Source organism: Pasteurella testudinis DSM 23072 (assembly GCF_900176075.1).
Lineage (GTDB): Bacteria > Pseudomonadota > Gammaproteobacteria > Enterobacterales > Pasteurellaceae > Chelonobacter > Chelonobacter testudinis.
The window spans coordinates 1-13550 of sequence record NZ_FWWV01000031.1 but is presented as its reverse complement, the minus strand read 5'-3'; the positions used below and the strand labels follow the sequence as shown (position 1 = coordinate 13550).

At 48.3% G+C, this 13550-nt stretch carries 12 protein-coding genes, 3 tRNA genes and 1 rRNA gene; 15 read left to right on the top strand and 1 reads right to left on the bottom strand.

Features of this window, described 5'->3' with window-relative positions; all coding sequences use genetic code 11:
• On the top strand, positions 1–257 hold a 257-nt coding region (locus B8880_RS10120; RefSeq protein ID WP_143933418.1), incomplete at its 5' end, for an IS3 family transposase.
• Between the two features lie 90 nt (positions 258–347).
• Here the strand turns inward: B8880_RS10120 and hemL are convergent.
• Complete coding sequence (gene hemL, locus B8880_RS10115; protein WP_084257487.1) at positions 348–1646, bottom strand: glutamate-1-semialdehyde 2,1-aminomutase; 1299 nt, start codon at positions 1644–1646, stop codon at positions 348–350.
• A gap of 197 nt (positions 1647–1843) precedes the next feature.
• Between hemL and wecA the strand changes: the two genes are divergently transcribed.
• The 14 genes from wecA to B8880_RS10050 form a co-directional block, all read left to right on the top strand.
• Complete coding sequence (gene wecA / locus B8880_RS10110; protein ID WP_084257489.1) at positions 1844–2923, top strand: UDP-N-acetylglucosamine--undecaprenyl-phosphate N-acetylglucosaminephosphotransferase; 1080 nt, start codon at positions 1844–1846, stop codon at positions 2921–2923.
• A 27-nt stretch (positions 2924–2950) separates the two neighbouring features.
• Positions 2951–3916, top strand: coding sequence for a Wzz/FepE/Etk N-terminal domain-containing protein (locus tag B8880_RS10105; protein ID WP_084257486.1), 966 nt, complete (start codon positions 2951–2953; stop codon positions 3914–3916).
• A gap of 16 nt (positions 3917–3932) precedes the next feature.
• Positions 3933–5078 (top strand): non-hydrolyzing UDP-N-acetylglucosamine 2-epimerase, encoded by a 1146-nt coding sequence (gene wecB, locus B8880_RS10100; RefSeq protein WP_084257485.1) that lies wholly within the window; start codon positions 3933–3935, stop codon positions 5076–5078.
• A gap of 10 nt (positions 5079–5088) precedes the next feature.
• Entirely contained in the window at positions 5089–6360 is a 1272-nt protein-coding gene (gene wecC, locus B8880_RS10095; protein WP_084257484.1) for a UDP-N-acetyl-D-mannosamine dehydrogenase, read from the top strand.
• A complete protein-coding gene (gene rffC / locus B8880_RS10090) occupies positions 6353–7084 on the top strand; it encodes a dTDP-4-amino-4,6-dideoxy-D-galactose acyltransferase (RefSeq protein ID WP_244165632.1) in 732 nt (243 codons plus the stop codon). The genes wecC and rffC overlap by 8 nt, the downstream gene beginning before the upstream one ends.
• A gap of 48 nt (positions 7085–7132) precedes the next feature.
• Positions 7133–8269 (top strand): dTDP-4-amino-4,6-dideoxygalactose transaminase, encoded by a 1137-nt coding sequence (gene rffA, locus B8880_RS10085; protein ID WP_208610909.1) that lies wholly within the window; start codon positions 7133–7135, stop codon positions 8267–8269.
• Positions 8270–8277: 8 nt separating this feature from the next.
• Positions 8278–9573 (top strand): lipid III flippase WzxE, encoded by a 1296-nt coding sequence (wzxE, locus tag B8880_RS10080; RefSeq protein ID WP_084257482.1) that lies wholly within the window; start codon positions 8278–8280, stop codon positions 9571–9573.
• Positions 9570–10628, top strand: a complete 1059-nt coding sequence (locus tag B8880_RS10075; RefSeq protein WP_084257481.1) for a TDP-N-acetylfucosamine:lipid II N-acetylfucosaminyltransferase family protein — start codon at positions 9570–9572, stop codon at positions 10626–10628. The genes wzxE and B8880_RS10075 overlap by 4 nt, the downstream gene beginning before the upstream one ends.
• 10 nt (positions 10629–10638) lie before the next feature.
• Positions 10639–11985, top strand: coding sequence for an ECA oligosaccharide polymerase (gene wzyE / locus B8880_RS14290; protein WP_115306356.1), 1347 nt, complete (start codon positions 10639–10641; stop codon positions 11983–11985).
• A 21-nt stretch (positions 11986–12006) separates the two neighbouring features.
• On the top strand, positions 12007–12735 hold the full coding sequence (wecG, locus tag B8880_RS14285) for a lipopolysaccharide N-acetylmannosaminouronosyltransferase (RefSeq protein ID WP_115306357.1): 729 nt from the start codon (positions 12007–12009) through the stop codon (positions 12733–12735).
• Between the two features lie 139 nt (positions 12736–12874).
• Positions 12875–12951: transfer RNA gene (locus B8880_RS10065), tRNA-Arg, on the top strand.
• 43 nt (positions 12952–12994) lie between these two features.
• Positions 12995–13070, top strand: a tRNA-His gene (locus B8880_RS10060).
• A 37-nt stretch (positions 13071–13107) separates the two neighbouring features.
• Positions 13108–13184, top strand: a tRNA-Pro gene (locus B8880_RS10055).
• Positions 13185–13415: 231 nt separating this feature from the next.
• Positions 13416–13550, top strand: a 16S ribosomal RNA gene (locus B8880_RS10050); the annotation flags it as partial.

Below are 13550 nucleotides of genomic sequence, written 5' to 3'. Positions count from 1 at the left end.
CGTCTTATCGCAACATATTGGCGGCGAATCGGATTCAAATCAGTATGTCGAGAAAGGGCAACTGCTTGGACAATGGCGCGATGGAAAGTTTTTTCGGCAGGCTGAAAACAGAATGTTTTTATGTGCGACAGTTTGATACGGTTGATGAAATTGAACAGGCGGTTCATCAATATATTCAGTATTACAATGCAGAACGAATTCAAGTAAGATTAAAAGGATTAAGTCCGATACAATATCGAACCCAATTCTTTCATTAAACAGTCCAACTTTTGGGGGTCAGATCAGATCGCCGTTTTACTTTTTTGTTATGCACAAGCTAACTATTGAAAAATAACTTATCGTGCTGTTTACCCGATTGATTGTTTATTCCACTCAGCAAAACAGGCTTCGGCCGCTGCCAGTGTTTTTTCAATGTCGGCTTCGCTGTGTGCCAGTGACATAAAACCGGCTTCAAAGGCGGACGGGGCGAGGTAAACGCCTTTATCCAGCATGGCGTGGAAGAACTGCTTAAAGCGCTCGCTGTCGCATGCCATAACCTGTTGATAGCTGTTAACCTCCGCTTGCTCGGTGAAATAGATGCCGAACATGGCACCGACATAATTCACCACTAACGGAATACGGTGTTCAGCCGCGCGTTGCTTCAAGCCTTCCGCCAGCTGACGGGTTAAGCGTGCCAGTTTTTCTTCGTTACCGCACTTTGACAGCTCGCTTAGGCAGGCTAATCCGGCGGACATTGCGATCGGGTTGCCGGAGAGCGTGCCGGCTTGGTAAACCGGACCGAGCGGTGCAAGGTGCTGCATAATCGCTTTTTTGCCGCCGAAAGCGCCGACCGGCATGCCGCCGCCGATGATTTTGCCTAAGCAGGTTAAATCGGGTTGGACGTTATAGTAGGCTTGTGCGCCGCCCAAGGCGACCCGAAAACCGGTCATCACTTCATCGATAATCAGCAGCGCGCCGTACTCATCGCATAACCGGCGCAGACCTTGCAAAAAGCCGTCTTGCGGCGGCACGCAGTTCATGTTACCCGCAACTGGCTCGACGATAATACAGGCGATTTGCTGCGGAAATTGTTCAAAAGCGTGTTTGACCGAGTCTAAATCGTTGTAGTGGCAGACTAATGTATGTTTGGTGAAATCCGCCGGTACGCCGGGCGAATTGGGCTGTCCTAAGGTTAAAGCGCCCGATCCGGCTTTGACCAACAGCGAATCGGCATGGCCGTGATAGCAGCCCTCGAATTTGATGATTTTATCGCGTTGGGTGTAGCCGCGTGCTAAGCGGATTGCCGACATGGTGGCTTCCGTGCCGGAGCTGACCATGCGCACCATTTCGATTGACGGAATCAGTTTGCACACCAGTTCGGCAAGTTCGATCTCAAGTGCGGTCGGTGCGCCGAAACTCAAGCCTTTTTGCGCCGTTTCGATCACCGCATTGCGGATTGACGGATGGTTGTGCCCCAGAATCATCGGCCCCCATGAACCGACGTAATCGATATATTGATTGCCGTCGCTGTCGTAAATATAAGCGCCGTCGGCTTTTTCGATAAATAGCGGCGTGCCGCCCACGCCTTTAAAGGCGCGCACCGGCGAATTGACACCGCCGGGAATAACATGTTGGGCTTTTTGAAAAAGTTGTTCGGAATGATTCATCGGTTTGTTCCTATTTCAGATCATAAATTTTCAGATAACGGATTTAAGGCGGATATTGTACTGCAAATCGATCTTTTTTATGTAGAAATAAAAAAAGATTATCGATTGAATTTATCTTTATGTTATTCTTGCCCAATTTAGAGATGGTTATAAAGACCATACCGTGTGGCTTCTAATTCAGGAAAATGAAGTTTTTTATGTGGCTATCATTATTACTGCCTTTTATCGTTTCATTTAGCGCTCTTATTCTTATCCGCCCGTTAGCACAAAAAGTCGGCTTGGTTGATAAACCCAATTACCGCAAACGCCATCAAGGGGCGATTCCGTTGATCGGCGGTATTGCGCTGTTTATCGGCAATCTGAGTTTTTACTTGCTGCAATGGAACGAGATGCGCTTTCCTTATTTGTATCTGTTCTGTGTCAGCGTGCTGTTGATTGTCGGCGTGTTTGACGATCGCTTTGACATCAGCCCGTTTCTCAGAGCGGTTATCCAGATTATTTTAGCCGGCATGATGATTCATTATGCCCACCTTGAGCTGGCATCGTTGGGACAGATTATCGGCCCGTTCCAATTACAGTTGGGATCGCTCTCGTTTATCGTCACCGTGTTGATTACCTTGGCGGTGATCAATGCGTTTAATATGATCGACGGTATTGACGGCTTGCTCGGCGGCTTATCCGGCGTGACCTTTGGTGCGGTGGCACTGCTGATGTTGCTGGACGGACAGATGAATCTGGCGGTGTGGTGCTTGGCGCTGATTTTGGTGATTTTGCCGTATGCGTTGTTTAATTTAGGCGCGTTCGGGGTGAAAAATAAAGTCTTTATGGGCGATTCCGGCAGCACCTTAATCGGCTTTACCGTGATTTGGATTTTGCTGCTGAGCACGCAGGGCAGCGGTCACCCGATCAATCCGGTGACCGCACTTTGGGTGATCGCCATTCCGTTAATCGATATGGTGGCGGTGATTTTCCGCCGTTTGCGACAGGGCAAAAGTCCGTTTCGTCCGGATCGCCTGCATTTGCACCATTTGATGATGCGCGCAGGATTAAGCTCGCGCCAAGCGCTGTTTTTGATCACGTTTGTGGCGGCGCTGTTTGCCGGCTTCGGGATTTTGGGCGAAATCTATTATATTGACGAATGGATTATGTTCGCACTGTTTATCCTGCTGTTTTTTATCTATTACTATTCGATTGCCCGCGCTTGGCGCGTGACCCGTTTGATTAAACGAATGCGCCGCCGCGCCCTGCGCTATAAAAAGACGCATTCGAAACCTTAACACCCTTCATAAAAAAGGAATTTTTTTATGTCCGAAAAACATTCTTCGCCCTCAATATCGCAACCGCACTTAGCGCAAGGTGCGATGTCCGAGGCAACGCCACAACACTCACCGCCACAAAAGCAAATCGAACAGCTGGATCTGTTGGCGTTCGTCAAAATCCTATGGCAAAAAAGCGGGCTGATTTTGCTGTTTATTGCGTTGGCAAGTGCGCTTGCCTATGCGCTGACCACCTTTGTGGTCAAACCTTCTTGGCGTGCGGAAGCCTATATCGAAGCGCCGCGCGAAAATGAGTTGGGCAATTATTATGCGTTGTTCAATATGTACCAATTGGTCGAAGCCAAACCGGCAAGCCAAACCATAGAAACGAATGCCGCCGCTGCGCCAAGTGTCAATCAAGCGGTTTACCACGTTTTTAAACAGCAGTTGAAGGCGTATGATGTCCGCAGAAATTTTTGGCAAAACAGCGATTACTACAAACAGCAGCTCAACGGCGATAAAAATCACGATGACAGCCTGTTGGAAGCGCTGATCGGCAGCATCACCTTTGTGGAAGGCAATGCCAGAAACAACAGCAACGATAAGGTCGAACTGACCTTGAATAATCCGAAGCAGGCGGCGGAATTGCTGAACGCTTATTTGACCTATACCAATTTGGCCACGAGACAGATTGAATACGGCAACTTAATCGCTAAATGGAAAAATCTGTTCGATCGCGTCACGTTGGCGGTAAACAACAAGCTGGAGCAGGATCAGCAGGGCAATCTGGTGCCGGTTTCGGTTTGGCAAAGCAAACAGGCGATGATGACGTCGGTGCAGCCGTTAGATAACCAATTCAGTGCCTTTCATTATTTGAAAACACCGGTGCAGCCGCTGTCGCCGCATAGCCCGAATCAAATGTTGTGGATCTTGGCGGCGGCATTTTCCGCATTGCTGTTAGGTTGTGCGTTGGCTGTGATTTTAGCGTTAAGACGCTATGCGCGCGGTGAGTAACTCAAAGGATTCAACGATGAAAAAATTAAAAGTCTTAACCGTCTTCGGCACGCGTCCGGAAGCGATCAAAATGGCACCGTTGGCGCAAGCGCTCAGTAACGAGCCGCAAATCGAAGCCAAAGTCTGCGTGACCGCGCAGCACCGCCAAATGCTGGATCAAGTGTTGCAACTGTTTGAACTGGTTCCGGATTATGATCTGAATATTATGAAAGCCGGACAGGATTTGACCGATATCAGCGTGCGGATTTTACAGGCGTTGAAACCGGTCTTGAGCGAATTCCAACCGGATTTGGTGTTGGTGCACGGCGATACCACCACCACGTTCGCCACCAGTTTGGCATGTTATTACCAACAGATTAAAGTCGGCCATGTTGAAGCCGGACTGCGCACCGGCAATATCTATTCGCCGTGGCCGGAAGAGGGTAACCGCTGCTTAACCGGTGCTATTGCCAGCTACCATTTTGCGCCGACCTTGAGTTCGCAGCAGAATTTATTGGCGGAAAATAAACCAAACGGCAGTATTGTTGTCACAGGTAATACCGTGATCGATGCGTTGTTGTGGGTCAAACAAAAGTTAGCGGCGGATACCGCACTTTCGCAACAATTGACCGAAAACTATCCATTTTTGGATATGCAGAAGAAGTTGATTTTGGTCACCGGACACCGGCGCGAAAGCTTTGGCGCCGGGTTTGAACGGATTTGCCAAAGTATTGCCACGCTGGCAAAAAAACATGCCGATGTGCAAGTGGTTTATCCGGTGCATATGAATCCGAACGTGCGTGAACCGGTCGAACGCTGGTTGAAAGGTATCGACAATGTATTTTTGATCGAACCGCAGGAGTACCTGCCGTTTGTTTATCTGATGAACCGTGCGTACCTGATTTTGACCGACTCCGGCGGTATTCAGGAAGAAGCGCCGTCGTTGGGCAAACCGGTGTTGGTTATGCGTGAAACCACCGAACGTCCGGAAGCAGTGCAAGCCGGAACGGTGCGTTTGGTCGGCACCGATCCGCAGCGGATTATCACGGAAGTCGAGCTATTGTTGCACGAACCGGCACACTATCAAAACATGGCAAAAGCCAATAATCCTTATGGCGACGGTAAGGCTTGCGAAAGAATCATTACCGCCATTAAACAATTTTTAAATGAGAGCGAATGTTAGAGTAAGCATTATGAGTACAGAATTTAATACAATTTCCGTGATCGGTTTGGGCTATATCGGCTTACCGACCGCAACCGCGTTCGCCAGCAGCGGCAAACGGGTGCTGGGCGTGGATCTAAACCGCTATGCGGTGGACACCATTAATCAGGGCAAAATCCACATTGTCGAGCCGGATCTGGACGTGGCGGTGAAAAGTGCGGTTGAGCAGGGGCTATTAACCGCCAGTACCAAAGTATTGCCGGCGGACGCTTTTTTAATCGCCGTACCGACTCCGTTCAAAGAACACTACCAGCCGGATTTAAGCTATGTCGAATCGGCAGCGAAAAATATTGCGCCGGTTTTACAAGCAGGCAACTTAGTGGTGTTGGAATCGACTTCACCGGTCGGTGCAACCGAGCAAGTGGAAAAATGGCTGATCGAATTGCGTCCGGATCTGACTTTTCCGTCGCAAGCCGGAGACGCTGCCGATATTAAATTGGCGTATTGTCCGGAACGGGTGCTGCCCGGCAAAATCATGCAGGAGCTGTTTTCCAACGATCGCGTGATCGGCGGCTTATCGCCGGCTTGTGCCGAGCAAGCCGCACGCTTGTACCAATTATTCGTGCAAGGCGAATGTATCGTCACCAACGCACGCACCGCCGAAATGTGCAAACTGACGGAAAACAGCTTCCGTGATGTCAACATCGCTTTTGCCAACGAACTGTCGTTGATCTGTGATCATCTGCAAATCAGCGTGTGGGAATTGATTAAATTGGCGAATCGCCACCCACGGGTTAATATTTTGCAGCCGGGTGCCGGTGTCGGCGGACACTGCATTGCGGTTGATCCGTGGTTTATCGTGGCGCAAAGCCCTGAACAGGCGCGTTTAATCAGAACCGCACGCGAAGTCAACGATTACAAACCGCATTGGGTGATCGAGCAGGTGAAAAACGCCCTAGCCGAAGCGGTGACGCAACGGGATTGCAAAGCTTCCGAAATCACTATCGCCTGCTTAGGGTTGGCGTTTAAACCGGATATTGACGATCTGCGCGAAAGTCCGGCGGTGGAAATCACGGCGGAATTGGCCGATTGGCACGCCGGAAAAGTGTTGGCGGTCGAGCCGAATATTGAAAAATTATCGGCGCAGTTACAACAAAAAGTAGAACTGTCCGAACTGGATCATGCCTTAGCAACGGCGGATATTCTGGTTTTGTTGGTCGATCACAAACAGTTTAAAGCGGTTGAGCCGCAGCAGATCAGTCAGCAATGGGTGATTGATACGCGTGGTATTTGGCGTGGTTAATCGCGAGACAATACCTGCTTTCAGCCTTGTCCGTAACGACTGGGAAAGCGATTTTTTTGCGATGGAAATCGGCAAATTGCAATTTCCGACCTTTCAACAAACCGCACTTGCTATCGAAAGTGCGGTGTTTGAACCGTTTGAACTGGTGCAATGTAAAATTGCGGCGGATCAAATGGCGCAAATCAGGTGCTTGCAGCAGCTGGGGTTTCAGTTTGTCGAAGGCGAGCTGGATTTTTGCTTGCCGCTGTCGGAATCTATGCCGAAAAGCCAGCCGGACAGCCAAGCATTGCAACCGGCTTCTGTCGCAGATATCGATGAGCTGGAAATACTGTTCGGCGAAGCCTTTACCGCCAGCCGTTTTCGCCAACCGTGGTTTAGCCGGCAACAGAATCAGGATTTCTACCGCACTTGGATTCGTAAGGCGGTGCTGGGGGAATTTGATGATCTCTGTTTATTGGCGCGTGCGGGTGATGGCCGGATTCAAGGCGGTGTGAGTTTGCGCGCCTTAGACAAGGACAATGCCCGTGTCGGCTTGCTGGCAGTGGCGCCACATGCCAGAGGGCAGGGCGTTGCCAAGCGGTTATTGCAAAGTGCGGTTAACTGGGGTTGGCAGCAACAGCATAAACAACTTTGGATTGCGACCCAAAGCGGTAATCAGGCGGCGATCAATTTATACCAACGGCAGGGACGAATTGAGCGTATTGCCTATTGGTTTTATCGTTAAGCGGCAATGATGATTGCGGCTGACGAACATTTTTGTAGTAAGGGATAAATTATGATTCCATTTAATAAACCGCCGGTTGTCGGCACAGAACAACAACACATTGCCAAGGCGTTAACCAGCGGCAAGCTAAGCGGCGATGGTCCGTTCACCAAACTGGCAGAGCAGTGGCAGCAGCAGCGTTTCAACGCCAAAAAAGTGTTGCTGACACCGTCTTGCACGGCTTCGCTGGAAATGGCGGCGCTGCTGATTGATATTCAGCCCGGCGACGAAGTGATTATGCCGAGTTACACTTTCGTTTCCACCGCCAATGCCTTTGTGTTGCGTGGCGCGACAATCGTGTTTGTCGATGTACGCCAAGACACGATGAATCTGGACGAAAGCAAAATCGAAGCGGCGATCACAGCGAAAACCAAAGCGATTGTGCCGGTGCATTATGCCGGTGTTGCCTGCGAAATGGATACCATTATGGCGATTGCCGAGAAACACAACCTGTGGGTGATTGAAGATGCGGCTCAGGGTGTGATGGCGACCTATAAAGGCAAAGCCTTAGGCACAATCGGGCATATCGGCTGCTACAGTTTCCATGAAACCAAAAATTACACCGCCGGCGGCGAAGGCGGCGCAACGTTGGTAAATGATGCGAAATTAATCGAACGGGCGGAGATTATCCGTGAAAAAGGCACTAACCGCAGCCAGTTTTTCCGCGGACAGGTGGATAAATACACTTGGCGCGATATGGGATCGAGTTTCCTGATGTCGGATCTGCAAGCGGCTTATCTGTATGCGCAGCTGGAAGCCGCCGATCAAATCAATCAGCGCCGTTTAGCCATTTGGCAAAAATATTACCAAGCCTTTCAACCGGTTGCCGCTGTTCGGGTGGCGTTACCGCTGATTCCGTCCGAATGTCAACACAATGCGCATATGTTCTATTTAAAACTAAACGATGTCAGCGACCGCACTTCGTTTATCGAAGCGTTGAAAGCGCAAGATATTTTGAGCGTTTTCCATTATGTGCCGCTGCACTCCAGTCCGGCGGGGGAAAAATTCGGCCGCTTTGACGGCGTTGACCGTTATACCACTGCCGAAAGCGAGCGTTTGGTGCGCTTGCCGCTGTTTTATAATATGACGGATGACGAAGTGGAAAAAGTGATTGCGGTCGCCACGGCGTATCTACAACAATCTTGAGCAGACGCATGAAATCACTCGGCAAGACCACGCTTTGGACGGCAAGCTCGACCTTGGTCAAAATTCTAGTCGGGCTTTTGGTGGTTAAACTGCTGGCGGTGCATTTTGGGCCGGAAGGGGTAGGTCGTGCCGCTAACTATATGACCTTGCTGACCGTCCTCGGTGTGTTTGCCGGTGCCGGTATTTTTAACGGCGTAACCAAATATGTAGCGGAATACGAAACCCAGCCTGCACCGCTAAGAGCTGTATTGGGCACGTCTTCTGCGATTATTTTGCTATTTTCCGCGTTGCTCGGTGTGGCTATGTTGTTGCTTGCCGAGCCGTTGGCAGCGTTTCTTTTTGCCGATGACGGCTATCAGAATGTGATTCGTTTGCTGGCGGCGGTGCAATTCGGTATTGCCTTGAGTAATTATTGTTTGGCGGTGTTGCGTGGGCAGCGCAATGCCAAAGCCAATGCCCTTAGCATTATCGGCGGTGCAATAATCGGTATCGTGCTGTTTCTGTTGTTGCTCGATCATTTTGCTTACCAAGGCGCATTAATCGGCTTGGCGCTGATTCCGGCAGTCACATTTTTGCCTGCTTGTTTTCATTTAAAAAAGCCCAATCCGAATTTTTCATTGCGCCTGCTAAAACCGCACTTTGAGCGCATTCAGGCGCAAAAACTGCTGAAATTTTCCGCGATGGTGTTTATCACGGCGATCACGCTGCCGTTGGCGTATATTTTAATGCGCGACTGGTTGATTCAGCACTACAGCGTGCACGATGTCGGGTTGTGGCAAGGCGTGAGCAAAATTTCCGATGCCTATTTGCAATTTATCACCGCCGCATTTTCGGTATATTTATTGCCGACCTTTGCCAAATTAAGCGATGCCGAATCGATTAAAAAAGAGGTTTGGAAAGCGTTGAAATTTGTTTTGCCGGTCACGTTATTGGTCAGTATCGGCATTTATTTGCTGCGCGAATGGGTGATTCGGATTCTGTTCTCCGCCGAATTTTTGCCGATGGAAAACCTGTTTTTATGGCAGTTGTTAGGCGATGTATTTAAAGTTTCCGCCTATGTATTCGGTTATTTAATTGTTGCCAAAGCCGCCTTGAAACTTTACATATTGGCGGAAATCAGCCAGTTTATCCTGTTGCTGGCGACCTCGTATTGGCTGATTCCGCTGCACGGCGCGCAAGGGGCGACCCAATCGTACATGATCACCTATATCAGTTATTTTATCCTTTGCCTTATCGGCTTTACGCTTTATCAAAAACGAGTTGCCCAACATAAAAAAATGGTGGCTGTCAGGGATTCAGAATGAAAATTTGTCATATTTTAGGATCGGATATTCCGCATCACAACAAAACGGTGTTGGATTTTTTTGAACGGCAATTGTGGAAGGAGGTCCCGCCGCAAGCCCGTGCGCAGTTTTATCTTGTCGGCGGTGAAAATAATAACGATAGCGCCGAAATCAAACGCTTTGCCGGTAAAAAAGCGTTGGCTGATTTTTTGTTACGGGAAGTCAAACAGCGTTCGGATACCTTTTATCTGCTGCACGGACAATTTAACCTGTGGATTTGGCTGGCGATTTTGTGCAATAAACTGCCGTTGGATCGTCTTGGCTGGCATATTTGGGGGGCGGATTTGTATGAAGATTCCAAACAATGGCAATTTAAGCTGTTTTATCCGCTGCGGCGTATGGCGCAGAAAAAACTGCGCCATGTGTTTGGCACAGTTGGGGATCTGGAGCGTTTTAAACAGCTAAACCAGAGGGCGCAAACCCGTGTCTTATATTTTCCGACCAAAATGGATCCGAACCTGAGCGCTGCCAAAAGTGCGGTCGCTGATCGTCCGCTGACGATTTTATTGGGCAATTCAGGTGATCAATCCAATCGGCATTTGCAGGCGTTGCAGCAGATTAAAAGCCAATTGGGTGATCAAGTGAAGATCTTGATTCCGATGGGCTATCCGCAACATAATCAAGCCTATATCGAGAGTGTGAAAGCCAAAGCGCGCGAATTATTTGCCGAAAGTGCGGTTACGGTATTTGAGCAGCGGATTGAATTTCAGGACTATTTGGCACTGTTGGCGCAATGTGATCTCGGCTATTTTATTTTTGCCCGACAGCAGGGCATCGGCACGATCTGCTTGTTGACCCAATTGGAGATTCCATTGGTGCTGAACCGTGAAAATCCGTTTTGTCTGGATATGCAACGGCAACAGATTCCGTTTGTCGAAATGAACGCCGTCAACCGTGACAACATCGAACGTGCCAAAGTGCGGTTGTCGCAGCTCGATAAAAGCCGGATTGATTTTTTTGCGCCGAATTTTAAGCAAGGTTGGCTGGAATTGCTGAGAGAACAGAGCCAACGATAAGAGATAAATTATGCTAACCTTACCTCAACTCAGCGCTTTGGTGCTGCTTTATACGTTTTCAGTGGTGTTGATCAGCTATCTTGCCTATCAATCCTTTAAAAAAGTGCGGTTTTCTTTTCACTTATTGTTCACGTTGGTGTACCTGCTGACCTTTTATTTAGGCTTTCCGTTCAGCATGATTTTGGCGTTTAATTTCAACGTGCAACTGTTGCCGTTTGAAATTCTGTTTATCGCGCAATTTTCGGCGCTGGTTTTCTACCTGCTGTATTATGTCAGTTATCAAGTGCGGTTGACGCCGAACAGAACGGGCAAAAGCCGGACCGCACTTTGCGCCGACGCACGCCAATCCTCCGTATCGGAAGCGGTGTTGAGCGGCGTGATGTTGTTGCTGGTCGCGTTAGTGACTATCGGACTATTTTTCAGTTTAAATGGCTTACTGCTGTTTAAATTGGACAGCTACAGCCAAATTTTTTCACAAAACGTCAGCGGAACCGCACTTAAACGCTTTTTCTACTTCTTTTTGCCGGCATTACTGATTTTCTATTTTTTAAAACCGAGCAAATTGAATTGGTGGCTGTTTTTACTGTTCGGTGTCAGTTTCGGCGTGTTGACCTACCTGTTGGTCGGCGGAACCCGTGCCAATATTGCGTTGGCGGTGGCGATTTTCTTTTTCATCGGTATCAGTAAACAGTACATTTCGATTGTGACATTGGCGATCGCCGGCGGCGTGGCGATCGTGGCAATGTTCGGCTTGGCGCTGGCTCGTTACGGCTTGGACGTCAGTGGTAGCGAAGCGTTTTATACCTTTTTATATTTAACCCGTGATACGTTTTCGCCGTGGGAGAATCTGGCGCTGTTGTTTTCGCACTATCCGCAGGTCGAATTTCAAGGTCTTGCGCCGATTATGCGCGATTTTTATGTGTTTATCCCGAAAGGCATTTGGGAAAACCGTCCGGATTTAGTGGTCAATTCCGCTAATTATTTTACTTGGGAAGTGCTGAATTACTATTCCGGTTTAGCGATTTCGCCGACCTTACTCGGTTCGTTTTTGATTATGGGCGGCGTGCCGTTTATGATTTTGGGCGCGCTGTTGTGCGGCTGGCTGTTGAAAGCGTTGGACGCGCTTTACCAATACGGCAAAACCGGTTTAAACCGCAGCAACGGCGCATTAATTCAGGCGTATTGCTTCGCTAACATTTTTAATATTATCGTATTGGTCAGGGAGGGCATGGACGCCTTTGTGTCGCGCTTTGTGTTTTTCGCGCTGATTTTTATGGCAGCGGTATTATTGGCAAAATTGATCGTGTTGCTGTTTCGCCAAACGGGCAGCGTGAGGCTGCAACCGATTAAAGCTTAAATAGAAGATGAGAATAACAGTATGATTGAAAAAGTAACGATTCGTGGCATTGATATTTTAGCCGTTAAAGATCAAAACGCATTTTTGGATTTTTTATTAAACGAAAACGGCGTTCGACAGGGCAAACTGATTGCGATTAATGCGGAGAAAATTATCACAGCCGAAAAACAACCGGAAATTAAAGAACTGTTGCTTAATGCGGAATTTAAATATTCGGACGGCATGAGCATCGTCAAATCCATTCGTAAAAAATACCCGCAATACGCCGATTTGAAACGGGTGGCAGGCTGTGATCTGTGGTATGCCTTGATGGAAAAAGCCGGAAAATTGCAGACGCCAGTTTTTTTGGTGGGGGGACAGGCGGACGTATTGGCGCAAACCGAACAAAAATTGCAGCAGCAATGGAATGTGAACTTAGTCGGCTCGCAAGATGGTTATTTTAAAGCAGAGAAACAAGCGCAACTGATTGAAAAAATTAAAAACAGCGGCGCTAAAATTGTGACCGTCGCAATGGGATCGCCGAAGCAAGAGCGGTTTATGCTGGCGTGCCAACAGGTTTATCCCGACGCTTTGTATATGGGCGTGGGCGGCACTTATGACGTGTTCACCGGCAGAGTGAAACGTGCGCCGCTGATTTGGCAAAAAGCAAATTTAGAGTGGTTATATCGTTTATTAAGCCAACCGACACGTTGGCGCAGACAGGTAAATCTGCTGCAATATGCGTATTATTATTTCACGAATAAATTGTGATCTGGCACGCAAAATAGACAAGAAATTAGTAAATAATCGCCAATTTGCATATTTTAACAGCAGGCGATAAAAAAAATCAAAAAAGCACTAGACAAGTTATTCAGAAACACTTAATATGCGCCCCGCAACGACGCGATGTGCGCTCGTAGCTCAGTTGGATAGAGCGTTGGCCTCCGGAGCCAAAGGTCTCAGGTTCGAATCCTGTCGAGCGCGCCATGCGTTCGCATTTGATTCAGCTAACGCACTGTCAGCAACAATGGTGGCTATAGCTCAGTTGGTAGAGCCCCGGATTGTGATTCCGGTTGTCGTGGGTTCAAGTCCCATTAGCCACCCCAATTTTACTTCTGGTTAATTTTAACAAGAAGTTACTATCGGCGAGTAGCGCAGCTTGGTAGCGCAACTGGTTTGGGACCAGTGGGTCGTAGGTTCAAATCCTATCTCGCCGACCATTTCACTTTTTAAAAGTTGAAATAAACCTTATCTCTTATGAAAAGATAAAGGTAAGGATTTTTGTTCTTTAACAATATATCAGACAATCTGTGTGGGCACTTGTGCAAGGCATTGGTAATTAAAAAAGATTTAAAAACTAAAGTCTTAATGAGTGCTGATAGTAAATTCATAATTGAAACTTTTTGGAGTTTCAAAAATTATAGTCAGAGATTCGTTGAGCGATTGAACTTGAATTGAAGAGTTTGATCATGGCTCAGATTGAACGCTGGCGGCAGGCTTAACACATGCAAGTCGAGCGGTAACGGGGGGTAGCTTGCTACTCTGCCGACGAGCGGCGGACGGGTGAGTAATGCTTGGGAATCTGC